Below are 26,022 nucleotides of genomic sequence, written 5' to 3'. Positions count from 1 at the left end.
GCCTCCCTTTAAACATAGGGTCTGATTGAGATGGCTAAGGAAACGAGCCGCGTGAAGCGGCGCGAACGGAAGAACATCACCAATGGTGTCGCGCATGTGAACGCGACGTTCAACAACACCATGATCACCATCACGGATGTCCAGGGCAATGCCATTTCCTGGTCGTCCGCCGGGATGATGGGTTTTAAAGGCTCGCGAAAATCCACGCCGTATGCCGCCCAGGTGGCTGCCGAAGACGCCGGCAAGAAAGCCAAGGAACATGGCATGTCCTCCCTTGAGGTTGAGGTCAAAGGTCCGGGCGCGGGCCGCGAGTCCGCGCTGCGGGCCCTGCAGGCCATCGGGTTCACCATCACGTCGATCCGCGATGTGACGCCGATCCCGCACAATGGTGTGCGTCCTCCGAAACGTCGCCGCGTTTAAGGATTGTAACCCGGCCCAGGCTGAGGGCCGGTTTCTTTCGTATTTTCGGCTTTTGGCAATAGCCTTGTGGGGGCGGTTCGCTCCCGACACAGAAGCGAGGGGTTCATCGTGATCCAGAAAAACTGGCAGGAACTGATCAAACCGAACGGCGTCAGCATTGAGCCGGGCGCGGACCCGCTGCGCCGTGCCAAGCTGGTTGTCGAGCCGCTGGAGCGTGGCTATGGCATGACGCTGGGCAACAGCCTGCGCCGTGTCCTCTTGTCCTCGCTGCAGGGTGGCGCTGTCACCAGCATCCAGATCGAAGGCGTTCTGCACGAATTTTCCAGCGTGCCGGGTGTGCGCGAGGATGTGACGGATATCGTTCTCAACATCAAGCAACTGCCTGTCCGGGTGACCAGCGACGGTGTCAAGCGTCTGCATCTGACGGCTTCCGGTCCAGGTGAAGTGACGGCCGGGCAGATTTCCGAAGTGGCCGATGTCGACGTTCTCGACAAGGATCTGGTGCTGTGTCACCTGGATGACGGCGCCACGCTGAACATGGAACTGACAGTGGCGTCCGGCAAGGGTTATGTCCCGGCTGAACGCAATCGTCCGGAGGATGCCCCCATCGGTCTGATCCCCGTGGATGCGCTGTACAGCCCGGTCAAGAAAGTGTCCTACAAGGTGGAAAACACCCGTGAGGGACAGGTTCTCGACTATGACAAGCTGACCATGCAGATCGAGACGGACGGCACCATCACGCCCGAAGACGCCGTGGCGTATGCCGCCCGCATTCTGCAGGACCAGCTGGCCATCTTCATCAACTTCGATGAGCCGGAAGAGCATGTCCGCCACGAGGAAGACGACGAGCCGGAAGTCAACCGTCAACTGCTGCGCAAGGTGGACGAACTGGAACTGTCCGTCCGTTCCGCCAACTGCCTGAAGAACGACAATATCGTCTATATCGGCGATCTGGTTCAGAAAACCGAGGCGGAAATGCTGCGCACGCCGAACTTCGGCCGCAAGTCGCTGAACGAAATCAAGGAGGTTCTGTCCTCCATGGGCCTGAAGCTGGGCATGGAACTGCCCGCATGGCCGCCTGAGAATATCGAAGAGCTGGCGAAAAAGCTCGAACAGGATTATTGACCCATACCAAGCCCGTCTGTTGGCCAAGCGCGCGAGCCCCGGCCACTGGACATGTGAAGGAGACACCCGATGCGCCATAGAAAAGCCGGCCGCAAGCTGAACAGGACGGCAAGCCACCGCAAGGCCCTGTTCATGAACCTGGCCCAAGCGCTGATCAAGCATGAGCAGATTGTCACCACCCTGCCCAAGGCGAAAGAGCTGCGCCCGATTGTGGAAAAGCTTATCACCCTTGGGAAAAAGGGTGGTCTGGCCAACCGCCGCCTGGCGATTGCCCGCCTACAGGACAAGGACCTTGTGTCCAAAGTGTTCGACACGCTCGCCGAGCGCTACAAAGAGCGCCAGGGCGGTTACGCCCGCGTTTTGAAAGCCGGTTTCCGCCACGGTGACAATGCACCGATGGCCGTGATCGAACTGGTCGACCGTGACGAAAGCGCCAAAGGCCAGGACAGCGGCCCGACCGCTGAAACCGTTGATGCGGTTGAGGAACAGACGGCGGCCTAAGCGGCAGAGCCGGTTCCCTTGAGATGTGAAGAATGGCCGGTTTTGCCGGCCATTTTTTGTGCCGCCGCGGTCAACCGTACACTGGTATCCTTCCCCGTGACACGGTAGGACAGGCAGTATGGACATATCCTTCATCACGCCCTTTTTTAATAGCCATGACTATCTGGGGGCCGCGCTTGATTCTGTACGCCGCCACTGCGGTCCGAGCTATGAGATGATCGTGGTGGACGATGCCAGCCGCGACCGCAGCTATATCGACCAACTGGGCGATGATGTGCGGGTCATTCTGTCAGACGTGAATATGGGCCCCGGTGGCGCCCGCAATCTGGGACTGGAAGCGGCGACCGGTGACTATATTTTCTTCCTCGACAGTGACGATGTGATCACAGCCGATCCCGTAGCTTTTCTGAACGCCATCGAGACGGCAGGTGGTGTGAAAACCGGTCCCGTGGATATGGTACATGGCCAGTTTGCTGACCGCACCGTGGCCCCACGTTTGGCCGCATTGCCCATGCCTCGCCGCACGACGCTGGCCCTAGAGCCGGTACTCGTCAAGCTGCACGGGTTTTACACCAACCTCTATCGACGCGTCTTTCTCAAGGAAGCGGACATCCGTTTTCCTGCGCATATGCGTTTTGCCGAGGATTTAAGTTTTCTGATCAAGAGCCTTGCGCGTGCGGAAACCATCGTCGTCGCGGACATCCCTATTTATCGATATAACCGTTACTACGGCCAGCGCTGGACCGGCGACCCCAGAGCAAAACCCTATAATGAACTTCACCGCCAATGCCGCGTGCGCCATTTCCCGAAACAGGTGGCGCAGGCCCTGGTGGAGCATCCGGTGGCTTTGAAAATCCGCATGACGATGGTGTTCAAGCAGACGCTCTGGGTGGCCTATCGCACGCTGACGACCCTCAGCGACGAAGCGTATCAGGAGTGCGTCGATTGCCTAGAGTGGGTTGCGCGTAGTCACTTGGCGGAAGCGAACGGCATGCTTGTCGATATTCGCAATGAATACGGCATTCCATGGGATGATGAACTTGAAGGCCTGCTGAAAACCTGCCTCAAGGGGGATCGTTCAGCCTTGCCGCCTAGTCTGCGTGCCAAATTCGACCTGCCGGAAGGGGAGGTCAAGCCATAATCAGCCGCAGACTGAAGACGATCAAGAGCGCGCCGCAAAGCCGGTCGATCCAGATGGAGGCGCGGAAGAATGGCGCGCGGACGGCCGGGCTGGTCAGTACCAGCGCGACAAAGGCGAACCAGCCGCCGACAATAATCATACAGGTCAGGGCATAGACACTTTGCACGGTGACAGGCACGTCCGGGCGAACCACCTGTGTGAAAACGGCAATGAAAAACAGCACGGCCTTGGGATTGAGCAGGTTGGTCAGAAACCCCATCCACACCGCACGGCCGTCGCTGAGCCGGCTTTGCAGCAGGCCGTCGGCCTGAATGGAGTCGGCGCCAGCCCCCTTGGACATCAGCCCGCGCAGGCCCAGCCACGCCAGATAGACCGCCCCGCCGAAACGGACGGCGGTGAACAGCATCTCGGAGCCGGCGATCACCGCACCGATGCCGGCCAGACTGTAACCCGCATGCACCCCGACGCCGAGCGCGAAGCCAAGTGCCGTCATCAGCCCCGCACGTCGGGCATGCAGCACGCTGTTGCGCACCGCGATGACGAAGTCCGGCCCCGGCGAGGCCGCCGCCGTTGCCATGACGGCGGCAAGCAAGGCCCATTCTCCCCAAAATCCGTGCATAAACCTCCTTTGCGGCCCAGGTGGCCCGATACGACGGCGTGCCCGTGTCCCAGTACATTTACAGTCAGTACATTTACAGTCAGGGCCGTATGGCCGTATTCTTGCGCACTCTTTGCCTGATAAACCTTATTTTGGCCAAACCTTGTCTTTAAGGGCAGCCTTGTCCATATGGGACAGACAACAAGATCATAAATGTAAGGAGCGTCTTCCGTGGCCTGCAAGTTTCCGGCTTTGTTTTCCCTGTGCCGTACCGTTGTTGCCAGTGTCATGACACTGGGCGTTCTGGCGCCCCTTGCCGGGGTTGAAAATGCCTCGCTCGCGCAGGATGTGGCCCTGGATACCAGACGTTTGCCGGAGAGCCGCCAGGAGGTGCAACTGTCCTATGCACCGCTTGTGTCCGAGGCAGGGCCGGCCGTCGTCAATATCTACACCCGCAAGGTGGTGCGCAGCCGCCGTTCCGCCCTGTTTGACGACCCGATCTTCCGGCGTTTTTTCGGGGACAGCTTTTCCTTCGGCATGCCGCGGGAACGCGTGCGCGGCTCGCTGGGTTCAGGTGTAATCGTCCGGGCCAGCGGTGTGATCGTCACCAACAACCATGTGATCGAAGGTGCGGACGAAATCCGTGTCGTGCTGTCCGACCGGCGCGAATTTGACGCCGAACTGGTGCTGACGGACCCGCGCACCGATTTGGCGATTTTGCAGATCGATACCGGCGGCGAGCGTCTGACCAGCCTTGAAATGGCGGATTCGGACGATGTGCTGGTGGGGGATATCGTGCTGGCCATCGGCAATCCCTTCGGCATCGGCCAGACGGTGACCTCCGGTATCGTTTCCGCCACCGCGCGCACGCAGCAGGGCATCTCCGATTTCGGCTTTTTCATTCAGACGGACGCGGCGGTCAATCCGGGCAATTCCGGCGGTGCGCTGTTGGACATGCGCGGCGCGCTGCTGGGCATCAACACGGCGATCTACAGCCGGTCCGGCGGGTCCAACGGTATCGGCTTTGCCGTGCCCGCCAACATGGTGCAGTCGGTCCTGCGCGCGGCGCTGGACGAAGGGCAGATCGCGCGGCCCTGGCTGGGCATCAAAGGACAGAACATCAACAATGACGTGGCCGGTACGCTGGGACTGGACCGCCCCGGCGGTGTCCTTGTGGATGCGTTGTTCCCCGGCGGTCCGGCGGCGCAGGCGGGCCTGAACCCCGGCGATGTGATTTTGAGCCTGAACGGACGCGAAATCATTGACGAGCAGGGGCTGAACTACCGCGTCGCGACGCTGCGCGAGGGCGAGGCCGCGACGCTGGCCGTTCTGCAGAACGGCGCGCTTGCCGAGGTCGAGGTCGGTCTGGCCCTGCCGCCGGAAAATCCGCCGCGCGAGGTGACCAAACTGGACGGTGCGCATCCCTTTCAAGGGGTAACGGTGGCCAATCTCAGCCCCCGCTTTAACGAAGAATTGCAGGTCGACCCCTTCCTGACCGGTGTGGCGGTCTTGAAGGTGGAGCGACGCACGGCCGCCGGGCGCTATCAGTTTTTCAACCCCGGCGATGTGGTGCTGAGCATCAACGGTATCGGTATTGAGAGTGTGGCGGACGTGGTCTTCGCGCTAGAAAACCCGGAAGACCGTTATGTCTATCAATTCCGCCGCCGTGGCCGTGCGCAGGAATGCGTCATCGTGCCCAACCGGTCTTTCCGCTGCAATCAGCTGCGTTGAGCGCACTGGCACCAGGAAAGGAGCGCGGGTGAGCGATCTGTTTACCGCTGGCGGTCTGGATGCGGACGCTCCCCGGCCGCTGGCCGACAGGTTGCGCCCCGCCGCGCTGGACGATGTGGTCGGTCAGGACCATCTGTTGGGGCCTGACGGTCCGCTTCGCCGGCTGGTGGACAGCGGCAAGCGTGCCTCCCTCATCCTGTGGGGGCCGCCCGGCAGCGGCAAAACCACCATCGCCCGTCTTCTGGCGGACAAGGCCGATCTGGCGTTTGAGCAGGTTTCGGCCATTTTCTCAGGCGTGGGCGAACTGAAAAAAGTGTTTGAGGCCGCGCGCGGGCGTCGCGGAACGGGGCAGGGCACCCTGCTGTTCGTGGACGAGATCCATCGCTTCAACCGGGCCCAGCAGGACAGTTTTCTGCCCGTGGTGGAGGACGGCACCGTCACGCTGATCGGTGCAACGACGGAAAATCCGTCATTTGAAATCAATGCCGCGCTGCTCTCGCGCATGCAGGTGCTGGTGCTGAACCGTCTGGACACGGCGGCGCTGAACACCCTGATCGAACGGGCGGAGGCCTTGATGCAACGTCCCCTGCCGCTGGACGGACCGGCGCGGGCCAGCCTGATCGCCATGGCGGACGGGGATGGCCGCTATCTGCTCAACTGTGTCGAGACGCTCTTCGATCTGGTGGCTGACGATACACTCACCACCGAGGAGATGACACGGCTGTTGCAGCGGCGCGCGCCATGCTATGACAAGGATCGGGACGGGCATTATAATCTCATCTCCGCCCTGCATAAGTCCCTGCGTGGCTCGGACGTGGATGCCGGGCTGTACTGGCTTGCCCGTATGCTGGTGGCCGGCGAAGATCCGCTCTATCTGTTGCGGCGGCTGGTGCGTTTTGCCAGCGAAGATGTGGGACTGGCCGACCCGCAGGCCCTGCCGCAGCTGATCGCCGCGCGCGATGCCTATGAATTCCTTGGCAGTCCCGAAGGCGAACTGGCCATTGCGCAAGGGGTGATCTATCTGGCGCTTGCGCCGAAGTCGAACGCTGCTTACCGGGCCGAAAAGGCGGCGAAAAAAGCCGCCAAAGCCACCGGCAGCCTGATGCCGCCCAAACATATCCTGAACGCGCCGACCCGATTGATGAAGGATGAGGGTTACGGCAAAAACTACGCGTATGACCATGATACCGCGCACGGCTTTTCCGGGCAGAATTATTTTCCGGACGACATGCCGCGCGAAGGCTATTACAGCCCGGTTGAGCGTGGGTTCGAGCGGGAAATGGCCAAGCGTCTCGCCTATTTCAACAAATTGCGCGCGAGCCTGACAGCCGATGAGTCCAGCGAAGCCGACGGGATACGGGATTGATGGGGGACTTCACCCATTTCGTCGGCATTGACTGGTCCGGTGCCCGGAAAGTGGGGCGAAACGCGATCGCCGTGGCTGTCGCGGAAGCGCACACGCGTCAGGTCAAACTCATGGACCCGCCAAATGGTTCATGGTCAAGGCAACGTGTGCTGGACTGGATGGTTCATGGCGACTGGCTGCCAAAAGGGGCACGGGCCCTGATCGGATTTGACGGTGCGTTCTCTTTTCCCTTTCTGGATCACGGCAGGTATCTGACCGAACTGCCCATGGCCGATACGCCGCACGCTTTATGGAAAGAGGTGGAGCGTGTCTGTCAGGATGACGCCGACCTGTTTGGCGGCGGTTTCGTGGACAGATATGCGTCGAATTTTTTTCAGGGTGATATCGGGCGTGTGAATGCCGATTACCGTCGTTTCCGTAAGACGGAGATATTATGCAAACAGCAAAAATTCGGTGCGGAAACCGTTTTTCACCTTGTTGGTGCAAGTCAGGTCGGCAAAGCATCTCTTTCTCTGATGAGAGTGTTGAACATGCTTGCGGATCATGAAGACATCGCCATATGGCCGTTTGACGCTCTGGACGGTGCCCGGATCGCCATTGTTGAAATATTCTGCACGGTTTTTGTGCAAACAGACGGTCACAAGGGCAAAGTGCGCGACCATCGCACCCTGTCCCGGCTGGTGGAGTCCTACGGTGCCCGGCTGGCGGATGGTATGGGACCGGTTGACAAGAACGATAATGCGGCAGACGCACTGATTAGCGCCGCCGGCATGATGCAGGCAGCAGGCGATCCGGGCTACTGGAATCCGCCCGGTCTTTCGCCTAAAGTCGCGCGCACCGAAGGCTGGGTCTTCGGTATCAGATAAGTATGAAACCAGAGATGTATCAGGGTTATAACGGGCATTTCATGCATTTGGTTACAGCCATAGCGCTTGGTGGCGCGCTTGGTGCCGTCCTGCGGCATTTTGCCGGCAGCGCGGCTTTCCGTCTGTTCGGAGGGGATTTTCCCTATGGTACGCTGGCGATCAATGTTGCCGGTAGTTTCGCGATCGGTCTGGCCATCAGCCTGTTGGCGCCCGGCTTTCCGGGGAATATGGCATTGCGTGGCTTTTTGACTGTGGGCCTGCTGGGCAGTTTCACCACATTTTCCGCCTTTTCCATGGAGACCATGTTGCTGATCGAACGCGGTGAATGGGCACAGGTCCTGGCCTATGTGGTCGGGTCGGTTCTGCTGACGGTGTCCGGCGCCTATCTCGGCATGCAGATGGGCAAGGCCGCACTATGAGTGGCGTCCGCCATATGAAGGTGACGCCCGAGGATGCCGGGCTTCGGCTGGACCGCTGGTTTCGCCGCCATGTACCCGAGGCCGGTTTCGGCGCGGTACAGAAAGCGATGCGCAAGGGGGCCGTGCGGCTCGACGGCAGGCGGGTCAAGGGCAATGAACGGCTGGAGACGGGGCAGGATATCCGCGTACCGCCCTTCGCCGGCGAGGCTGGGCTGCAAAAAAACAAGACCGCCCCATGCCCCGCACTGGACGACGCCACGGTGGCGGAAGTGCGCGGCTGGGTCATCTACAAGGATGACAAGGTCATCGCCCTGAACAAGCCGCCGGGTCTGCCGACGCAGGGCGGCACCGGACAGAAGCGCCATCTGGACGGCCTGCTGGATGCCCTGAAATATGACGCACCGGAGCGGCCGCGTCTTGTCCACCGGTTGGACAAGGATACCTCGGGCGTGCTGCTTTTGGGGCGCACGGCGAATGCGGCCGCCGCGCTCGCCAAAAATTTCGCGTCCAAGGACACGGACAAGCGCTACTGGGCACTGGTCACCGGTGTCCCGAAAGAGCCCATGGGCCGTATCCGCCTGACCATGGACAAGGTGGCCGTGCGCGGCGCGGAACGCATGGTGGTCAGCCCGGACGGCAAACCGTCACTGACCGATTACGCCATCATGGACAGGGCGGGCAAGCGCGCCGCCTGGCTCGCGCTGAAGCCGCACACCGGACGTACACACCAACTGCGCCTGCACACGGCGGAAATTGGTCATCCGATTGTCGGTGACGGCAAATACGGCGGCGAGGATGCCTATCTGGGTGGCGTCATCTCGAAAAAGCTGCATCTGCACGCCGAGAGCATCGCTTTTACCCATCCGGACGGCGGGCGGCTGCGCATCGCCGCGCCCATGCCGCCGCACATAAAGGCAAGCTTTGAGGCGCTCGGCTTCAATCCGGCTGATCATGAAGACCCATTTGTGGATATGTGACCGCCATGCAGGCTGACAGACTGGTAATTTTCGACTGTGACGGTACGCTGGTGGACAGCCAGCATCATATCGTCAGCGTGATGGTCGATACCTTCACACAGGAAGGGCTGACCCCGCCCTCGGCGGCAGAGGTACGGTCGATCATCGGCCTGTCCCTCGTCGATGCGATGGCGGCGCTGATGCCGGACGGCGACGGACGGCAGCATGTGCATCTTGCCGAGCGCTACAAGTCGCAGTTTCGCGCCATGACAGTGTCGGACGACCATACGGTCGAACCGCTTTTCCCCGGCACGCTGGAGGCGCTGGCTGCCTTGGATGACGCAGGATACCAACTTGCCATTGCCACGGGCAAATCCATGCGCGGGCTGGTGCGGGTGCTGCACAGTCACGGTATCCACCATTATTTTATTTCGCTGCAAACGGCGGACGCGCACCCGTCAAAGCCGCACCCCTCCATGGTGCAGCAGGCGCTGATGGATGCGGGCACGGATGCGGGCAAAGCCGTGGTGGTCGGCGATACGAGTTATGATATGGCCATGGCACAGGCGGCCGGCAGCAAGGCTCTCGGTGTGTCGTGGGGCTATCATCCGGCTGGAGACCTCGTCGCGGCCGGGGCGTCCCATGTGGCGGACAGCTATGATATAGTGCCCGACCTGGTGGCGGAGATATTGAGGGGATGATTTCTAAAACGCCAAAAGATCGGCCCATCGATCAGGCGCTGACACCGCGCAGGGGGTTTCTTGTGGCGGCATCGGCGGTTGCGGCCCTGGCGGTGGCCGCCTATCTGTACGAGGATGCCATTCTTGGCCTGTCGCCGATGGGCTCTCAGACCCCTTTTGCCATTTTGATTGTCAGCCTGGTGCTGATTGCCCTTGCCCTGCTGTTGTGCTACCGGGTGCCCCGCCTCGGCAATCGCCTTCTGGGACATGACGTCGTTCTGAAACCGGATGACGGTCGGGATATGAATGAGGGGTATCATTTTACCGGCAGTTTCAAGGTCGATACCGCAGCGGACACCAAACGCCAGAACAGCCGGCGCAAACAGGCCCGTGCCACACGCCGCCAACTGGCGCAGGCGACCCGTCAGATGCAGGCGGAAAAACAAAAAGGCGGTGCTTCAGGCACGGACATGTCACTCCCGAATTCGGGAGCCGGGGATAAAAGCAGTGAGGACCGTGACCGAACGGCCTGACCTGCCTTGGGAAGTGAAAGCCTGTCATGAAGCGTTTTTACAAGGAAGTGGCGGCCCGGGGCTCGGATAGGGGTTTTGAACTGACCCTGGACGGGCGGGTGGTGCGGACACCTGCGGGTGAAACGCTGCGTGTGCCATCCTCCGCATTGGCACGTGCACTGGCCGGGGAATGGGCCGCCCAGCGCGAGCGGATAGAACCCGCCACCATGCCGCTGACCAGTCTGGCCTATACGGTGCTGGACCGTGTGGCGCCCAACCGCGATGATGTGGTGGCAGAGGTTGCGGCATTCGGTGCCAGCGACCTGCTGTGTTACCGCGCGGAAGAACCCGACAGTCTCGTGGCGCTGCAATCCAGGCAGTGGGACCCGTATCTGAAATGGGCGGCGGATGCATTGTCGGCGCGGCTCGTCATCACGCACGGGATCATGCCTGTCACCCAGAATGAGGATGCGCTGGCGGCATTATACGGCCATGTGGATGCGCTGGATTCTTTCCGTCTGACCGCGCTGCACGGGTTGACGTCCGGCCTTGGGTCCCTGGTGCTTGGCCTTGCGGCACAGGCCGGTTTCCGCGATATGGCCGCCATATGGGACGCCAGCCGCGTGGACGAGGATTTTCAGGCGGACAGCTGGGGCCGCGATGCCGAGTCCGAAACGGTGGAGGCACACCGGCGGGCCGATGTGGAGGCCGCTTTTCGCTTCGACCGGCTGGTGATCGCCGAAGGCAATCAAAACCCTTAGGAACGAACGTCTTTTCCTCGACGGGATTTCCCGATATGAAGGGACAGTTTGCACGCAGAGGGGTGAGGGCAACAAAGCACTTCACCGGCTGTGACAGCCGGCCCTTTCGCGAACGCATATATGGCTCTTCGGGAGGGACCCCAGGTGAAAGAAGTGTTGGAAGAGTTGGAACGCCGACGCGCGAAGGCGCGTCTGGGCGGCGGTGAAAAGCGTATCGAGGCCCAGCATGCCCGGGGCAAGCTGACCGCGCGAGAACGGATCGACCTTCTGCTCGACGATGACAGTTTCGAGGAATACGACACCTTCGTCGAACACCGCTGCACCGACTTCGACATGGGAAAAACCAAGTTTCCCGGCGACGGTGTCGTGGTGGGCTCAGGCACGATCAACGGGCGTCTGGTCTATGTCTTTTCCCAGGATTTTACCGTTTTCGGCGGATCCCTGTCAGAGACGCATGCCAACAAGATTTTGAAGATCATGGATATGGCGATGAAAACAGGCGCGCCCGTCATCGGCCTGAACGACAGCGGCGGCGCCCGCATTCAGGAAGGGGTGGCGGCCCTGGGCGGTTATGCCGACGTGTTTCAGCAGAATGTTCTGGCCTCCGGCGTGATTCCCCAGATTTCCATGATCATGGGACCGTGCGCGGGCGGGGCTGTTTATTCGCCTGCGATGACGGACTTCATCTTCATGGTCGAGGATACATCCTACATGTTCGTCACCGGGCCGGATGTGGTGAAAACCGTGACGAACGAGGTGGTGACGCAGGAAGAGCTGGGCGGCGCCATCACCCACACCACAAAGTCCGGCGTGGCCGACAAATCCTTTGAGAATGACGTCGTGGCGCTTGCCGAACTGCGGCGGTTTTTCGATTTCCTGCCGCTGAACAATCGTGAACAGGCGCCGAAACGTCCCAGTTTCGACAGTGCGGAGCGGGTGGAAATGTCCCTCGACACTGTCGTGCCGTCCAACCCGAACAAGCCGTATGACATGCACGAGGTCATCGAGAAACTGGTGGACGAGGGGGACTTCTTCGAGCTGAAGCCCAATCACGCCCAGAACATTATCACCGGTCTGGCACGTATGGACGGTGCGCCGGTGGGTATCATCGCCAACCAGCCCATGGTTCTGGCCGGCTGTCTGGACATCAACAGCTCCAAGAAAGCCGCCCGGTTCGTGCGGTTTTGCGACTGTTTCAACATTCCCATCATCACGCTGGTCGATGTGCCCGGCTTTCTGCCCGGTACGGCGCAGGAATATGGCGGCATTATCAAGCATGGCGCAAAGCTGCTGTTTGCCTATGGGGAGGCGACGGTGCCCAAAATCACCGTCATCACCCGCAAGGCTTACGGCGGGGCCTATGACGTGATGGCGTCCAAGCATCTGCGCGGCGATCTGAACTATGCGTGGCCGAGCGCCGAAATCGCCGTGATGGGCGCCAAGGGCGCGGTGGAGATCCTGTATCGCAAGGACCGGGACGATCCGGATAAGCTGGCCGAACATACCAAGCGCTATGAGGATCTTTTCGCCAACCCGTTTGTGGCGGCCCAGCGCGGTTTTCTGGATGAGGTGATCCTGCCCCACAATACGCGCAAGCGCATCATTCGCGGGTTGAAGATGCTGGAGAACAAGACGCTCTCCAACCCGTGGAAAAAACACGACAATATCCCGCTTTAACGCATTGTTTCAAAACGAAACGGTAAGGGAAGCAATGGCCCCGCCGCTGCCGAAGGATTTGGAAAAGCAGGTCGGCCCCGCCGCGAGCGAGGGCCGCAAGGCCGCTTTTTTGAACGGCTTCGTTCTGGGGTCCGCCGTCGGGCTGGGACTGGCGATGATGTTTGTCGCGGCCGAGGGCGTGCATCGTATTATTTTCTGGGTGCTGGTCTTTGTTCTGGGGATGGTCTGGGTTCTTGCCGGGGTTCGGGCCCGCCACAAACAGGAACAGCGCAGTTATCAGTATAGAGACCGGGAGGAGGACGAGGATGTTCAAGAAAATCCTGATCGCCAATAGGGGGGAAATCGCCTGCCGGGTTATCAAGACGGCACGGCGTATGGGAATCAGGACCGTGGCGGTGTATTCCGAGGCGGATGCCGATGCCCTGCATGTGGACATGGCGGACGAGGCTGTTTTCATCGGGGCTCCGGCGGCGGCGGAAAGTTATCTGGTGATCGACAAGATTGTCGCGGCCTGCAAGGAGACCGGGGCCGAAGCCGTCCATCCGGGATATGGTTTCCTGTCGGAAAAGGCGGAATTTGTCGAGCGCCTGTCCAAGGAAGGCGTCGCCTTTATCGGTCCGCCGGCCAAGGCGATCGAGGCCATGGGCGACAAGATCACATCCAAGAAGATCGCGGCCGATGCCGGTGTCTCCACCGTGCCGGGGCATATGGGCATCATCGCAGACGCGGAGGAAGCGGCGAAAATTGCCGAAAGCATCGGCTTTCCCGTGATGCTGAAAGCATCCGCCGGGGGCGGCGGCAAGGGCATGCGGATTGCCTACACGGTCCAGGAAGCCAAGGAAGGCTTCGTGTCCGCGCAGAATGAAGCCCGCTCTTCCTTTGCCGATGACCGTGTGTTCGTCGAAAAATTTGTCGAGGAGCCGCGCCACATCGAAATACAGGTCCTGGCGGATGCCCACGGGACGGCCCTGTATCTGGGAGAACGCGAATGCTCCATCCAACGCCGTCACCAGAAGGTGGTGGAAGAGGCGCCCAGCCCGTTTCTGGATGAGGCCACGCGCAAGGCCATGGGCGAGCAGGCTGTCGCCCTGTCGAAGGCGGTCGGCTATACCAGTGCCGGCACGGTCGAGTTCATCGTCGACAAGCACAAGAATTTCTACTTTCTGGAAATGAACACCCGCCTTCAGGTGGAGCATCCCGTGACGGAGCAGGTCACGGGTATCGACCTGGTGGAACAGATGCTGAGGATCGCGGCGGGCGAAAAACTGGAACTGGCCCAGAAGGATGTGCGCCTAAACGGATGGTCGATCGAGACCCGCGTCTATGCGGAGGATCCGTTCCGGGGGTTCCTGCCCTCCATCGGGCGACTGACCCGGTATCGGCCCCCGCAGGAAAATGCGCATGTCCGCGTGGATACAGGTGTTTATGAAGGCGCCGAAATTTCCATGTTTTATGATCCCATGATCGCCAAGCTGGTGACCACGGGCGCCACCCGGGATGAGGCCATCGCGGCACAGCGCCAGGTGCTGGATGAGTATTTTATACGCGGTATCGCCCATAATATTCCGTTCCTGTCCGCGCTGATGGCGCACCCCCGTTTCCAGAGCGGGGATATGACCACCGCCTTTATCGCCGAGGAATATCCGGATGGCTTCAATGGCGGGCCCGTCAGCGATGAGGTACGGACCGCCATGCTGGCCTCAGCCGTCTTTGTGAACGCGGTGCATGTTTCCAGGGCGACACAGATTGAAGGCAAAATCAGTGACCGCAGCGGCCCGCAGGCCCGCATCTGGTGTGTGTCACTGGATGGAGAGGAAGCGACCCGGTCCGAAGTGTTCCCCTATGAGGATCATGCCGTCGTGATGTTGAATGACGTCAGGCACATCCTCAAGACGGACTGGCGTCCCGGCGAACCCATATTACGGGCGGAGATAGACGGTATATCGCATGCGATCGAGGTGGAACGGGAAACGCTTGGTTTCACATTGTCGACCGACGGTGTGACCCGCTGCGTCAGGGTCTTGAGTGAGCGCGCGGCGGAATTGAACGCCATGATGCCTGAAAAGGCCGCCATCGACACCAGCCGGTATCTGCTGTGTCCTATGCCGGGGCTTGTTGTCTCGGTCTCGGTGAAAGCCGGGGATGAGGTCAAGGCCGGTCAGGCGCTGGCCGTGATCGAGGCGATGAAGATGGAAAATATTCTCAAGGCCGAAAAGGATGCCGTGGTCAAGGAAGTGCGGGCCGCGCCCGGTGACAGTCTGGCGGTGGATGCGGTGATCCTGGAGTTTGAGAGCGAGGCCGCGTGACACTGGAGGGGGATGCAGGCGGCGTAGCCGGCGACATCGCCGGTTATATGACCGCTGCCCGCGGTCTCTTGGGCCGGCTGGTGGCCTTCGATACCACCAGCCATCTGTCAAATCTGGACCTGATCCGTTTTGTCGAGACCTATCTGGACGCCCACGGCGTCAGCGCGCGCCTTCAGTTCAATGCCGAGGCCACGAAAGCCAACCTGACGGCTTCAATCGGTCCGGATGCGGCCGGCGGCATCGTTTTGTCCGGTCATACCGATGTCGTACCGGTGACCGGGCAGGACTGGTCCAGCGACCCGTTCATTCTGAGCGAACGGGACGGCCGTCTTTATGGCCGGGGCACGGCGGACATGAAAGGATTCCTTGCCGTGGCGCTGGCATTTGTGCCGTATTTTGCCAAACTGGCCCTGAATGCACCGGTGCATCTGGTCCTGACCCATGACGAGGAAGTGGGGTGTCTGGGCATTCAGTCGCTGGCGCCGGTTCTGAAGGACCATGTTGCCGCGCCGCGCCTTGTGATCGTGGGGGAGCCGACATCGATGCAGGTGGCCGCCGCGCACAAGGGGCAGCATGTCTACCGGACCACTGTTACCGGACGGGCCGCGCATTCCAGCCGAACACCGGACGGCGTCAATGCGGTGGCGATTGCCGCCGGCCTGATCGGCAAATTGACCGATATGGCGACGTGGGAGGCGGATCATGGCCCCCGGAACGACATGTTCGACCCACCATATACCACCATCAATGTGGGGCGCGTCGAAGGGGGGCTCGCCTTCAATATTGTTCCCGAAAACTGCTGGTTCGACTGGGACCAGAGAGTTCTGCCCGGTGAGGACGGATCGCGCGTGTTGAACGCTTTTACCGCCCATGTCACGGCGGCCGTGCTGCCGGGGATGGCGGCACAGGGGATATCCGAGGGTGTGCAAACGCAGCGCTGGGCCTATTTACCGCCATTGATGGCGGAACCGGGCACGGACGGCCAATCACTTGCATTGTGGCTGGCGCAGCGCAATGAGACCACCGTTGTCGCCTTCGGGACCGAGGCCGGCCATTTTCAGGCTGTGGATTGCCCGACGGTTGTCTGCGGTCCCGGCGATATTGCCCAGGCCCACAAACCGGACGAATATGTCACGCTCGATCAGCTGGCGGCATGCTGCCACTTTATGAAACGGGTTGGTCGGGCCCTGTCGGGCGGCAAGGAATAGGACAGCGGACATGGGGGAAAGGACAGCGGTACGGGTGTGCATCACCGGGCGGGTTCAAGGGGTCAGTTATCGTGCCTGGGTGGCGTCTCAGGCAAAATCCCGCGATCTGCACGGATGGGTGCGCAATCGGCAGGACAGCAGTGTCGAGGCCCTGTTCGTCGGTTCCCGCGATGATGTCGATAAGATGATCGCCGCCTGCCACAACGGGCCTACGTTGGCCGCGGTCGACACGGTAACGGCAGAACCGGCCAAAGGCCTGACGGCTGCCCGTTTCGATATCAAACCGACAGTCTGACAGCCCAATCCGGCAAGTCCTGTACAGTCAGATCTGAAAGACAGGATGCGTTGTTTCCGGTGAGGGGTCCGGGGCGGCATCCTGCGCGCAGACTTCCGGCATGGGCCGCGCCTCGATACCGAAAATATCGTCAAAAGTCTGGCGCAGCACCACATCCACATCATCCATCGTGACGGGCAATCCCAAAGCCGCCAGGCTGGTGACCCCGTGGTCGGCGATGCCGCATGGGACAATGCCGCCAAAATGGCTGAGATCCGGGTCCACATTCAGCGCCAGCCCGTGAAAGGTCACCCACTTGCGCACGCGCACGCCGATCGCGCCGATTTTCTCTTCCACACCGCCGGGGCGTGTGACCCACACGCCCACACGGCCGGCGCGCCGTTCCGCCGTAACACCGAAAGCACCGACGGTTCTGATCATCACTTCTTCCAGATGATGAACGAAACAGCGTACATCCTTACCGCGTCGGCGCAGATCCAGCATGAAATACCCGACACGCTGACCGGGGCCGTGATAGGTATATTGTCCGCCGCGACCGGCGTCATAAACGGGAAACCGGTGCGGGTCTTTCAGGTCCGAGGGCCGGGCACTGGTGCCTGCGGTGTAAAGGGGGGGGTGTTCCAGCAACCAGACAAGCTCGCTGGCCTCGTCCGCCCGAATGGCCGCGACGCGGCGTTCCATTGTTTCCAGCGCATCCGGATAAGACACGAGGCTATCGCTGATCCGCCATTCCAGGCTGTTTTCATGCACGGTCATGCCACGGCATATAATGCCGTCCGACCGCAAACCCAAGAAAAACCGGTGCAAATCATCAAGGAAACCGGAACCGCGCAGGCTTTTTTTGGACAGACCCCCGCGATTGTTCTATGCAGGGACATGTGGGGAAAACCATAAGAGCCCGGAAAAGAGGGACATTGTGGAAGCCGTCAATCGAGTTACCGTTGAAATCACAGTTGTGCTGGGCCGGTCCCATATGCCGATCCGCCAGTTGCTGAAGATGGGCCGGGGCGCCGTGATTGACCTGGATGCCCGTCATGAGGACGAATGCTGGGTCTATGCAAACGGCGAACTGATCGCCCGGGGCGAAGTGATGATCGTCGGTGACAAAGTGGGTGTGTCCATCACCCGGATGATGAGCCAGTTGCAGGTTTAAGGCCTGGCGATCCTGCCCCTGTTTCGGCGGATGTATTTATTGCGCCGTTCCATCTTTGCGACAGCCCTGTACCGAATGCGCCATAATCCCCTTGCAGGGCAAATACGAATTTGCTATCCCCACGCCACGATCAGGCGGACGTGGCGGAATTGGTAGACGCGCAGCGTTGAGGTCGCTGTGGGCGATGAGCCCGTGGAAGTTCGAGTCTTCTCGTCCGCACCAAAACCCTTTTTGTCATATGTGGCCATATGTGGCTAAATCATTGATTAAAAGCGTGATTTTGGTGGTTTCCTCTCGGTCGTAATTCTCAAATGTTGCCATATGTGGCCATATGTTTCTATGCTCTGTGCACCAAATTTGCACCAAGAGGGATAAGTTGTGAGCATATTTATATGAATGGGAAGCACTGGCTCGGTGTGTCTATCTATATAAATTCAATTGTACTTGGGTCTTGGTAATTGTCTATGAACAAGGTTGAATGAGATTTCCTTAGCGTCAATACGAATTGATATTTGCCCTCTACACCTGTTTGTGAATTCAATCTTCTAATCGAGTAATTATCATAGACTAATGTGCAAAGTTTTCTGTGATTTATTTATTCCTTTGTTCCATGATAATAAATTTTTTCGATTAATAATTTATTTCAAAATTTAACATTGAATTTATCCAATTTTTAAACATGATAATTTATAATATATATAATAATTACTGAAAACTTGTATTGGTCCAGTTTTGATGGGGATTACTTCGCGATCTATAATTTCATATCCTTTTGGGCATATTTCGTTCTTTTCCACTCTCTGTCGAATCCAACCCAGTCTTTCTAATTCTTTCTTTTGATTCTCAATGTTTTTCATTCTATCGACCATGATGTTTGCCATGTAAACACCATTGCCTTGTGGTTCGATTGTGACGCGCAGCCATGGGCTAATTGTTGAGCATCCAAATATTATCAGAAAAATTGGTAGAATATATTTTAACATTCCAAATCTTTTCATTTGATACACTCATATGTTTTTTAACGAATACACCACTGCCCACAATTTAGATCATTTAAAGGCTAAAAGGAACTGTATTCTATATGTAACATCGAAACTCACGCTACCCAAAACGCGCAATTATGATTATCTATTGCATATATGTGATTAGCATAATTTGCGCTCTATATATGTAAAGCCGATTGCGGCCTTAGACAATCACAGATCGTCAACCGTTGTTTCCCACGCCTTGCCATCCGGATTGTGGAAATCATCAAATTCTATGTCCCCGCGACGCTGGTATTCGCGCCAGATGCGGATTTTTCCATTTTCCACCTTTACGACGGCCACACCGTGAACCGCTGTTGTCCGTCCGCCGTTTTTGAAGGAATATTCGCCGGCACCGAACCCCGTGGCGTCGTCAAACCACAGATTGTGCCATTTCATGGTGGCACCGGGTGTAATGCGGTCGAAGAAAATACGGAGTTCGTCGATACCCCGGTATATCTGAAAGTTCGGCGGTTCCGTGTAAAGCGCGTCATCTGCGAAAGCGCTGAGAGCAAGATCGGTGTCATGGGCCGTCCACCCCTCGGACACCCTTGTCATCAGGGCGACGAAATCAAAGGGGGGTTTCCCGTCGTGGCTGTCGTCGCTCAGGGCCGCGAAGCAGACCGTAAGACCGGTGGCGAGCAGGGCCGCCAGGCAAAGACGTATATGGGATGTCCGCATTGACCTTTTCCATTGATGAAGGAAAGAAAACCCTACGAAAACCGTCGGCTGAAATCTCACAATAAAATTGGTTTCACGGCATGATGATACCAAAGACCGGATGTGAGTATCCCGGTGGTTTTATGTCTGCTGAACTCAATACATAGAGAATTGTGTGTGTCGGGGCGTGTCGTTCGGGGTGAGCGCGCCCAGTGCCGCGTCAGCGGGCCGGAAGGCCGAAGCGGGGCAGGGGGATGACGATCTCTGTTTCGGTGATGGGAGACCCTGCCATGAAACGAGCCATGATTTCACCGACACGGGGAGAGGACATGAACAGATTGTGCCCGGCATTTCTGACCGTGATTTCAGTGCGGTTCGATAATCCTGAGACCGCTTCACGCTGACTTTCCAGATATGTTCGTCCATCAAGCGTACCGCTGAACAGCAGTGTCGGTACAGCCGACACCGGGGCCTGGCGAAATGTATCGCCGAGATCGAACGCGGGGGCCGCATCGGTCAACAGAAGAGTGAAATTCAGATAGGGGCCGAGCAGGGCCGTTTCAGCCTGATGTTCCACAAGGGCGCGGCGTTTGCCGCCAATGCCCGAGGCAAGATCCATGGCAATGGACATGGCATTAAAGGAAATCGGTTCTCCCGAATTGTACCAGCGTTGGAGAAGGCGGACAAGCGGGCCGGTCTCGCCCGCATCCAGTGCGGCATAGAGATGCAGAAGCCTTACCGCCCGTACCGGGTCGGAAATCATGCCGGATGCGATCCGCTGCATGTCCCGCCGCTGGAACACCATATCCACGGTCGGGCCATTTTGTTGGGGCAGGGACAGTGTAAGAGGCGTTTTCTCAAGCTGGTCATGGACCCGGCGTATCAGTGTCAGAATATCGGGAAAGTCCGCCCTGTCTTCTGCATTGCGGTTGATCGCCGTTTGAAGACGTTTGAAATAGGCATCGGTTCTGGCCGGATATTTGATGGTTTGATCCAGGCCTTCCGCGCTGGCCAGGATCACACGGTCGATACGGTCATCCATCTCTTTCAGGGCGGCCAGGGCAAGATGACTGCCGTAGGAAATTCCCCAAAGCGATATTTTGGCCACGCCGAGATGGCGGCGCAGCGCTTCCAGATCCGCGACGCTTTCCGGTGTTGTGTATCCTGTGATATCGATACCGCTGTCATGCCAGACGGTCAGACAGTAACGCAGGGCCTGTCGATGCAGTTCCGCGTGGCGTTCATCTGAAATCGCCTGATTTTCCGGGAGAACGGTCGATGACCGACAGTCCGGAATGTCGTTGGAGGCGCCTGTACCCCGCTGATCCAGGGCAATGACATCGCCGTAGGCCCGCATGGCCATAAAGAGGGGAAAGCGGTTGCGCTTCGCCGTTGCAATGCCTGAACCGCCCGGCCCGCCCGCCAGATAGACGATGGGAACACCGGTCTTATCGCCGATCGCCGGGAAACGCACATATTGAAGGTTTAACAGGCGTGAGCGGTCGTTGCCGCGATTTTCCGGAACCTGAAACTGACCGCGATATGCCTCCACACTGTCCCCACTGGCCGCCGTGAAAGTGAAGGCCGTTTCATGTGCGGGACTGTCCGGATGCCCGAATGCCTGTGTATCGGACGTCTGTGTATCGGACGTCTGTGTATCACGCGCCTGTATGCGGGGCGCCTGCATATCCGTGAGGGCGGAACCGAGTAAAAGGATGGAAGCGGTCAGAAGATGCATGGTCATTGAAGGGCTGTCCTGTTTTCGGTGTTATCCGGCAGGACCATGCGGCAATTGTCGCGGCCGTATCCCCGGTAAAATTCCGAACGGTATCGAATACCTGATGAACGGCACTGTCCGGTCGCGGCAAAACCTGTATACGGTGCTGCCATGACACACCGTGTTTTTTGCTTTTATGCCCTTTTCTGGATGGTGTTGGCCGGGCAGCACCCCGTGATGGCTGAGGCCTTTCTCCGGTACGGCGATGCCGTCACCATCTGTCCGGGGGACGCCGGCGGAGATAATACCGGTGTGCCGGATTTTGACGCGCCGGACTGCCGGACGGTCAGCATGGCAGAAATAGATCCCCAAGGCCGTATGGTATGGGTCAAGACGGCGTTGATGCTGGACAGGATAGAAGACGGGAAGGGCGCACCGCTTGCAGTTTTCATATCCGCCAAGATGTCCAGCGAAGTCTATCTGAACGGGACGTATATCGGCCGCAACGGCCTTCCCGGATATGGCAAGACGGATGAAGCGCCCGGGGTGATGGATGCCGTTTTCCATGCGCCGCAGTCCCTGTTCCGGACCGGACGGAATGATATCGTCCTGCGGCTGTCTTCCCACCACGGATATCTCGGATTGTCGCATCCGATACACAGGGTCGCAATCGGGCCGGCGGGGCCGCCGATGGCTCCTTTCCTAAGGCATTACTGGCCGTCGCTGATCACTTTCGGCGCTTTTGTCGTCGGCGGGCTGTATTTCGGTATAACCGCGATCAGGGGCCGGGACCGCGGCAATGCCCTGATGCTGTGCCTGATGTCACTGTTCGCGGCCGGCCAGTTGCTGACGGAAGTTTCACGCGGACTTGTGCCCTATCTTTATCCCTTTCACGATATCCGCCTGATTTTGATTGTACTCTTTTCGATGGGGTTCGGTGTCTGCGTGGCGGGGCATGCCCTCGGTAAATTTATGGCGCGTCCGTCCAGGGAGCACACGCCAGTCATGCTATTGGGGCTTGGCCTTGCCGTTGTCAGTGTTGCCGGCATCTTGCAGCCGGACGGCTTTGACCAAAAGGCGGCCGCAGCGATGTTGATGCCGATCCTCACATGTGTGCCGGTACTGGTGTTCTGGACTTTGAAACGCCGGCAGGGGGCCCTGCGGCATCTTCTGGCTTTCATGGCATTTATCCTGATCACTCTGTCGTTTCCCGATCATTTCCTCGACACCGTATTCTTTTACAGCGTTGCCGCGTTTCTGGCGTTTCTGTTCGCTGAACAGGCGCTTGCATTCGCACGGGAAGAAGATCGCCGCAGGCATGGAGAGGCCCGCGCAAACAAGCTGGAAATGGCTTTGGAGCAGGCACGGGCGCGTACCGATGTCCCGCAAATTACCATCAACGGCGCCGGAAAAATCGACAGGGTGCCGGCCGATCAGATCACCGATTGCCATGGTGTCGGCGGGTATGTGGAGATCAGATTGGCGGACGGACGGTCGCTGCTCCATTCGGCCAGTCTTGCAGAACTGGAAGAAAGTCTGCCGGCAACGTTTCTCAGGGTTCACAGATCGCATCTGGTCAATACAGCCTATGTCAGAACTCTTGAAAGGGAACCGACCGGTACGGGACGGCTGATGCTGGCCAGCGGGATATCCGTGCCCGTGAGCCGCCGGGTTATGCCGAAGGTCCGTCTGGCGCTGAAATAGGGATCGGGTCCGTAAACGGCCCCGTCATGCCCCGAACGCATCCCATGTTCTGCCCTTTTATGAGGGTACGCCCCTCATGGCTGAAAAATGATACCTGGGGCTGATTTCCGGCCGGGCGCTTTTTGCACTTTCGAACGAAATGGGTCGCTTCGCGAATGCCGGACTGTCACGGCCTTGACGCCGGCTTTAACGTGAATTGAGATATTTCAGTAATAACAAAAAGTATTTCAAGGGAGTTGAATGCTTTTGGGGCGATTTGTGGAAGGTTTATGTAAGCCCCATGAATTGACGTGATTTCGGTGAAAAACATGCTGCATACATATAAAGAAAATATTTGGCATGGTCATCTTATACGCGCCTTCTTGCATGAGAGCACCGGACTTTTGATTCAGTATATTTACTGCTTCCTTAGGTTGTTCATCTCATTACCATATCGTAACGACCTTTGCCGCAGCCATTTTCCTGTGTCTATCCACACGGGAGACAGTCGGTGAATTTAAGGCTTTCAGGCGTCTCATCGTCCGGTGACACGCAGAAGGGCGGGTCTGAAAACACCGCGACCGGAAGAGCGTCCGATACGTGGAAACTGCTGATTGTCGACGATGAACCCGAGATCCACACCGTCACCCAGATGGCGCTTGCCCGTTTCCAGTTCGGCGGAAAAAGGCTGAGTTTCCTGAACGCCTATTCGGCGGCCGAGGCGGCCGCGATGATCGAGGCGAATCCCGATATCGCAGTCGCGATCATCGATGTCGTCATGGAAACGGACGATGCGGGCCTGCGCCTGGTCGAACAGATCCGGAATGAAATGGGCAATGGCAACATCCGGATCATTCTGCGGACCGGGCAGCCGGGACAGGCGCCGGAGCGCAGTGTGATCGCCGAATATGACATCAATGACTACAAGGAAAAAACCGAGCTGACGGCCCAGAAACTGTTTACGGCCATGTATGCCGCTCTCAGGGCATATCGCGATATCAGGGCGCTGGATATAAACCGCATGGGCCTGAAATCCGTTATCGAGGCGTCTGCCGCTATTTTCAAAACACGGGCTCTGAGCAATTTTGCCCAGGGCGTTCTGGAGCAATTGACTTCCCTGCTGTTTCTCGAACCCGAAGCGGTATATTGCCATGCTGACGGGCTGGCGGCTGTCCCCAATGATGCGAAGGTTGAAATCGTTGCCGCGACAGGGCGGTTTGCGCCCTTTGTCGGGCGGGACGGGAAAAATGTGCTTGATCCCGATATCCTTGAGGCGATCGAGAATGCGCGCCGGAACCGGTCTCATCGCTTTGAGCCCGGAAAAATCTATATCGCCTATTTCCGCACGGAAAGCGGCTCGGAAAATATTCTCTGTGTGAAGGGGGATATGCAGGAGCAGGGCAAGACGCATGAATTGCTCGACCTGTTTTGCCGGAATGTTTCGATCGCCTTCGAAAACCTGCATTTGCAGGATAATCTTCTGACCGAAATCACTGTCCGCGAAGAAGCCGAAAAAGCGGCCGAAATCCTTGCGCGTCTGCCTGCCGAAGCGCCAAATCCGGTGCTGCGGATTTCATCCGACGGGGTCATTCTTTACGCCAATGGGCGCTCCAGTCCCCTGTTGGACGTTTGGGGTGCTGGTGTCGGCCAGAAAATTCCCCCCGTATGGCGACACCGTTTGAAATACGTTTTCAAAAGCGGGCGGCAGTCGGAAATAGAAGTGACCTGTGATGACAGGATTTTCGAGCTGACCATGGCACCCGTGGTCGAGGCCGATTATGTCAATATTTACGGCCGAGATATCACGGAGTCCAAACGTGCCCAGGAACGGGTCGAATACATGGCGCATCACGATGCCCTGACCCACCTGCCGAACCGCTTCTATTTTCAGGAACGGCTTCCACGTGAGCTTGAAGCGGCCAGACGCAGCGGCAAGAAAGTAGCCCTGTTGCAGATCGACCTGGACATGTTCAAGGAAGTCAATGACGTATACGGCCACGATGTCGGCGATCTGCTGCTGAAAGATGTGTCCACGCGGCTGAAGGAAACGGTACGGTCCTGCGATACCGTTGTGCGGCTGGGGGGCGATGAATTCGCCGTCATCGCGCCGGATCTGGGGGAACTTGACTCAGCGGCGATTCTTGCGCAGCGGATTGTCGACTGTATGGCCGCGCATTTCCGGTACGACAAGACGGTGTTGCAGGTCGGCTGTTCGATCGGGATCACCACATTTCCCGATGATTCCCTTGATCCGACGGAATTGCAGAAAAATGCTGATCTGGCCATGTATCAGGCCAAGGACGATGGCCGGAATACATACCATTTCTATGATGCCGTCATGCATGAAAGGATACTGGAACGGCGTTTTCTTGAGAATGAAATCCGTCATGCCCTGGATAATGACAAGCTGGATCTTTACTACCAGCCGAAAATTTCATTCGAGAGTGGCCGGATTGTCGGGGCGGAAGCACTGATCCGCTGGCACCATCCGGATCGCGGAATGATCCCGCCAATGGAATTTATCCCGATCGCCGAGCGTTGCGGTCTGATATCCCGCATAGGCGAATGGGTGCTGGAGACCGCCTGTGCCCAGGCCCAGAGATGGCGCCAGGCGGGCCTGGGCCTTGACAATATAGCGGTGAACGTCTCGGCGGCCCAGTTCCGTAACGGCGATCTGGGCGACATTATAGACCGGATTCTGCAATCCACCGGGCTGGAACCTGAAATTCTGGAGTTGGAGATCACGGAGACGACGGTGATGCAGGAGATGGACATCATTGTCGAAATGCTCGCTTCCCTGAAAAAGCTGGGTGTCGGCGTGGCAATCGATGATTTCGGCACCGGGTATTCGTCGCTCGCATATTTACGGCGTCTGCCGCTGACCAAGATCAAAATCGACAGGTCCTTTGTGACGGACATTCTGGAAAATCAGGATGCAAGCGTAGTGGCGAATGCGATCATTTCCCTTGGTCACAGCTTGAATTTGAAGCTGGTGGCGGAAGGGATCGAAAAGCCCGACCAGGCCGCTTTTCTCGCTGAAAAGGGGTGTCAGGAAGGTCAGGGCTATTTGTTCGGCCGCCCAATGCCCAGCGAGGATTTTCAGGCATTGCTGGCCGCCGGCCAAGTGTATGAAAAAAATTGATAAATACTTTGGGCGATCGGGTCCGTGGTGGCGGGCTTCCTGTCTTATCGCCGGATTTGTCCTGCTGTATCATTCAGCGG

24 protein-coding genes and 1 tRNA gene are annotated in these 26,022 nt (G+C 58.4%); 21 read left to right on the top strand and 4 right to left on the bottom strand.

Features of this window, described 5'->3' with window-relative positions:
• Positions 1-30: 30 nt before the first annotated feature.
• From rpsK to BXY39_RS13695, 4 genes are all read left to right on the top strand, one after another.
• Positions 31-420 (top strand): 30S ribosomal protein S11, encoded by a 390-nt coding sequence (gene rpsK / locus BXY39_RS13710; RefSeq protein ID WP_121939451.1) that lies wholly within the window; start codon positions 31-33, stop codon positions 418-420.
• Between the two features lie 108 nt (positions 421-528).
• On the top strand, positions 529-1,545 hold the full coding sequence (locus BXY39_RS13705) for a DNA-directed RNA polymerase subunit alpha (protein WP_121939450.1): 1,017 nt from the start codon (positions 529-531) through the stop codon (positions 1,543-1,545).
• A gap of 69 nt (positions 1,546-1,614) precedes the next feature.
• Complete coding sequence (gene rplQ / locus BXY39_RS13700) at positions 1,615-2,046, top strand: 50S ribosomal protein L17 (protein ID WP_121939449.1); 432 nt, start codon at positions 1,615-1,617, stop codon at positions 2,044-2,046.
• Between the two features lie 118 nt (positions 2,047-2,164).
• On the top strand, positions 2,165-3,187 hold the full coding sequence (locus BXY39_RS13695) for a glycosyltransferase family 2 protein (RefSeq protein WP_121939448.1): 1,023 nt from the start codon (positions 2,165-2,167) through the stop codon (positions 3,185-3,187).
• Here the strand turns inward: BXY39_RS13695 and BXY39_RS13690 are convergent.
• Complete coding sequence (locus tag BXY39_RS13690; protein WP_121939447.1) at positions 3,177-3,806, bottom strand: LysE family transporter; 630 nt, start codon at positions 3,804-3,806, stop codon at positions 3,177-3,179. The genes BXY39_RS13695 and BXY39_RS13690 overlap by 11 nt on opposite strands.
• 210 nt (positions 3,807-4,016) lie before the next feature.
• On the opposite strand from BXY39_RS13690, the gene BXY39_RS13685 reads away from it, so the two are divergent.
• The 13 genes from BXY39_RS13685 to BXY39_RS13625 all read left to right on the top strand — a co-directional run bounded on the left by BXY39_RS13685 (position 4,017) and on the right by BXY39_RS13625 (position 16,562).
• Positions 4,017-5,516 carry a Do family serine endopeptidase gene (locus tag BXY39_RS13685; RefSeq protein WP_245999228.1) on the top strand — a complete coding sequence of 500 codons (1,500 nt, stop codon included), beginning with the start codon at positions 4,017-4,019 and terminating at the stop codon, positions 5,514-5,516.
• A gap of 28 nt (positions 5,517-5,544) precedes the next feature.
• Positions 5,545-6,882: a replication-associated recombination protein A gene (locus BXY39_RS13680; protein WP_245999220.1), complete on the top strand. Its 1,338-nt coding sequence runs from the start codon at positions 5,545-5,547 to the stop codon at positions 6,880-6,882.
• Positions 6,882-7,748: a hypothetical protein gene (locus tag BXY39_RS13675; RefSeq protein WP_121939445.1), complete on the top strand. Its 867-nt coding sequence runs from the start codon at positions 6,882-6,884 to the stop codon at positions 7,746-7,748. The genes BXY39_RS13680 and BXY39_RS13675 overlap by 1 nt, the downstream gene beginning before the upstream one ends.
• A 41-nt stretch (positions 7,749-7,789) precedes the next feature.
• The gene (gene crcB, locus BXY39_RS13670) at positions 7,790-8,167 is read left to right on the top strand and encodes a fluoride efflux transporter CrcB (protein ID WP_121939626.1); all 378 of its coding nucleotides are present in this window, start codon (positions 7,790-7,792) and stop codon (positions 8,165-8,167) included.
• A gap of 14 nt (positions 8,168-8,181) precedes the next feature.
• Complete coding sequence (locus tag BXY39_RS13665; RefSeq protein WP_245999218.1) at positions 8,182-9,144, top strand: RluA family pseudouridine synthase; 963 nt, start codon at positions 8,182-8,184, stop codon at positions 9,142-9,144.
• A 5-nt stretch (positions 9,145-9,149) separates the two neighbouring features.
• Positions 9,150-9,824 carry an HAD-IA family hydrolase gene (locus tag BXY39_RS13660; RefSeq protein ID WP_121939625.1) on the top strand — a complete coding sequence of 225 codons (675 nt, stop codon included), beginning with the start codon at positions 9,150-9,152 and terminating at the stop codon, positions 9,822-9,824.
• Complete coding sequence (locus tag BXY39_RS13655) at positions 9,821-10,336, top strand: hypothetical protein (RefSeq protein WP_121939443.1); 516 nt, start codon at positions 9,821-9,823, stop codon at positions 10,334-10,336. Before BXY39_RS13660 ends, BXY39_RS13655 begins: the two co-directional genes overlap by 4 nt.
• A 26-nt stretch (positions 10,337-10,362) precedes the next feature.
• On the top strand, positions 10,363-11,076 hold the full coding sequence (locus BXY39_RS13650; RefSeq protein ID WP_121939442.1) for an ATP12 family chaperone protein: 714 nt from the start codon (positions 10,363-10,365) through the stop codon (positions 11,074-11,076).
• A 144-nt stretch (positions 11,077-11,220) separates the two neighbouring features.
• A complete protein-coding gene (locus BXY39_RS13645) occupies positions 11,221-12,753 on the top strand; it encodes an acyl-CoA carboxylase subunit beta (RefSeq protein WP_121939624.1) in 1,533 nt (510 codons plus the stop codon).
• 34 nt (positions 12,754-12,787) lie between these two features.
• On the top strand, positions 12,788-13,087 hold the full coding sequence (locus BXY39_RS13640) for a hypothetical protein (protein WP_121939441.1): 300 nt from the start codon (positions 12,788-12,790) through the stop codon (positions 13,085-13,087).
• Positions 13,059-15,059: an acetyl-CoA carboxylase biotin carboxylase subunit gene (locus BXY39_RS13635; protein ID WP_121939440.1), complete on the top strand. Its 2,001-nt coding sequence runs from the start codon at positions 13,059-13,061 to the stop codon at positions 15,057-15,059. The genes BXY39_RS13640 and BXY39_RS13635 overlap by 29 nt, the downstream gene beginning before the upstream one ends.
• Positions 15,056-16,267: an acetylornithine deacetylase gene (gene argE / locus BXY39_RS13630; RefSeq protein WP_211332254.1), complete on the top strand. Its 1,212-nt coding sequence runs from the start codon at positions 15,056-15,058 to the stop codon at positions 16,265-16,267. Before BXY39_RS13635 ends, argE begins: the two co-directional genes overlap by 4 nt.
• Before the next feature lie 10 nt (positions 16,268-16,277).
• On the top strand, positions 16,278-16,562 hold the full coding sequence (locus BXY39_RS13625) for an acylphosphatase (RefSeq protein ID WP_121939439.1): 285 nt from the start codon (positions 16,278-16,280) through the stop codon (positions 16,560-16,562).
• A 27-nt stretch (positions 16,563-16,589) separates the two neighbouring features.
• On the opposite strand, the gene lipB is transcribed toward BXY39_RS13625, so the two are convergent.
• Complete coding sequence (gene lipB / locus BXY39_RS13620) at positions 16,590-17,318, bottom strand: lipoyl(octanoyl) transferase LipB (protein ID WP_121939438.1); 729 nt, start codon at positions 17,316-17,318, stop codon at positions 16,590-16,592.
• Between the two features lie 160 nt (positions 17,319-17,478).
• On the opposite strand from lipB, the gene BXY39_RS19745 reads away from it, so the two are divergent.
• Together BXY39_RS19745 and BXY39_RS13610 are read left to right on the top strand one after the other, a co-directional pair.
• The gene (locus BXY39_RS19745; RefSeq protein ID WP_245999216.1) at positions 17,479-17,715 is read left to right on the top strand and encodes a FliM/FliN family flagellar motor switch protein; all 237 of its coding nucleotides are present in this window, start codon (positions 17,479-17,481) and stop codon (positions 17,713-17,715) included.
• A gap of 134 nt (positions 17,716-17,849) precedes the next feature.
• Positions 17,850-17,937, top strand: a tRNA-Leu gene (locus BXY39_RS13610).
• Positions 17,938-18,911: 974 nt separating this feature from the next.
• Here BXY39_RS13610 and BXY39_RS13605 read toward each other — a convergent pair.
• Together BXY39_RS13605 and BXY39_RS13600 are read right to left on the bottom strand one after the other, a co-directional pair.
• On the bottom strand, positions 18,912-19,421 hold the full coding sequence (locus BXY39_RS13605) for a nuclear transport factor 2 family protein (protein ID WP_121939436.1): 510 nt from the start codon (positions 19,419-19,421) through the stop codon (positions 18,912-18,914).
• A gap of 199 nt (positions 19,422-19,620) precedes the next feature.
• The gene (locus BXY39_RS13600) at positions 19,621-21,144 is read right to left on the bottom strand and encodes an alpha/beta fold hydrolase (RefSeq protein WP_211332253.1); all 1,524 of its coding nucleotides are present in this window, start codon (positions 21,142-21,144) and stop codon (positions 19,621-19,623) included.
• A 210-nt stretch (positions 21,145-21,354) separates the two neighbouring features.
• On the opposite strand from BXY39_RS13600, the gene BXY39_RS13595 reads away from it, so the two are divergent.
• Together BXY39_RS13595 and BXY39_RS13590 are read left to right on the top strand one after the other, a co-directional pair.
• Positions 21,355-22,821 carry a LytR/AlgR family response regulator transcription factor gene (locus BXY39_RS13595; protein ID WP_170163844.1) on the top strand — a complete coding sequence of 489 codons (1,467 nt, stop codon included), beginning with the start codon at positions 21,355-21,357 and terminating at the stop codon, positions 22,819-22,821.
• 490 nt (positions 22,822-23,311) lie between these two features.
• Positions 23,312-25,942 carry a bifunctional diguanylate cyclase/phosphodiesterase gene (locus BXY39_RS13590; protein ID WP_121939434.1) on the top strand — a complete coding sequence of 877 codons (2,631 nt, stop codon included), beginning with the start codon at positions 23,312-23,314 and terminating at the stop codon, positions 25,940-25,942.
• Positions 25,943-26,022 lie beyond the last annotated feature (80 nt).

Origin of the sequence: Eilatimonas milleporae, assembly GCF_003688555.1 — a bacterium.
Lineage (GTDB): Bacteria > Pseudomonadota > Alphaproteobacteria > Sphingomonadales > Kordiimonadaceae > Eilatimonas > Eilatimonas milleporae.
Note: the sequence above shows the minus strand (reverse complement) of the source record. Positions and strands in the feature narration are given on the sequence as shown.

What these genes read in the sequence shown, in the direction of transcription:
- BXY39_RS13640 (WP_121939441.1), top strand. Translation starts at nt 12,788, where the DNA reads ATGGCCCCGCCGCTGCCGAAGGATTTGGAAAAGCAGGTCGGCCCCGCC.
- rpsK (WP_121939451.1), top strand. Translation starts at nt 31, where the DNA reads ATGGCTAAGGAAACGAGCCGCGTGAAGCGGCGCGAACGGAAGAACATC.
- lipB (WP_121939438.1), bottom strand. Translation starts at nt 17,318, where the DNA reads ATGACCGTGCATGAAAACAGCCTGGAATGGCGGATCAGCGATAGCCTC.
- BXY39_RS13665 (WP_245999218.1), top strand. Translation starts at nt 8,182, where the DNA reads ATGAAGGTGACGCCCGAGGATGCCGGGCTTCGGCTGGACCGCTGGTTT.
- BXY39_RS13650 (WP_121939442.1), top strand. Translation starts at nt 10,363, where the DNA reads ATGAAGCGTTTTTACAAGGAAGTGGCGGCCCGGGGCTCGGATAGGGGT.
- BXY39_RS13635 (WP_121939440.1), top strand. Translation starts at nt 13,059, where the DNA reads ATGTTCAAGAAAATCCTGATCGCCAATAGGGGGGAAATCGCCTGCCGG.
- BXY39_RS13600 (WP_211332253.1), bottom strand. Translation starts at nt 21,144, where the DNA reads ATGACCATGCATCTTCTGACCGCTTCCATCCTTTTACTCGGTTCCGCC.
- BXY39_RS13675 (WP_121939445.1), top strand. Translation starts at nt 6,882, where the DNA reads ATGGGGGACTTCACCCATTTCGTCGGCATTGACTGGTCCGGTGCCCGG.
- BXY39_RS13595 (WP_170163844.1), top strand. Translation starts at nt 21,355, where the DNA reads ATGGCTGAGGCCTTTCTCCGGTACGGCGATGCCGTCACCATCTGTCCG.
- BXY39_RS13660 (WP_121939625.1), top strand. Translation starts at nt 9,150, where the DNA reads ATGCAGGCTGACAGACTGGTAATTTTCGACTGTGACGGTACGCTGGTG.
- BXY39_RS13690 (WP_121939447.1), bottom strand. Translation starts at nt 3,806, where the DNA reads ATGCACGGATTTTGGGGAGAATGGGCCTTGCTTGCCGCCGTCATGGCA.
- BXY39_RS13655 (WP_121939443.1), top strand. Translation starts at nt 9,821, where the DNA reads ATGATTTCTAAAACGCCAAAAGATCGGCCCATCGATCAGGCGCTGACA.
- rplQ (WP_121939449.1), top strand. Translation starts at nt 1,615, where the DNA reads ATGCGCCATAGAAAAGCCGGCCGCAAGCTGAACAGGACGGCAAGCCAC.
- BXY39_RS13695 (WP_121939448.1), top strand. Translation starts at nt 2,165, where the DNA reads ATGGACATATCCTTCATCACGCCCTTTTTTAATAGCCATGACTATCTG.
- crcB (WP_121939626.1), top strand. Translation starts at nt 7,790, where the DNA reads ATGCATTTGGTTACAGCCATAGCGCTTGGTGGCGCGCTTGGTGCCGTC.
- BXY39_RS13605 (WP_121939436.1), bottom strand. Translation starts at nt 19,421, where the DNA reads ATGCGGACATCCCATATACGTCTTTGCCTGGCGGCCCTGCTCGCCACC.
- BXY39_RS13625 (WP_121939439.1), top strand. Translation starts at nt 16,278, where the DNA reads ATGGGGGAAAGGACAGCGGTACGGGTGTGCATCACCGGGCGGGTTCAA.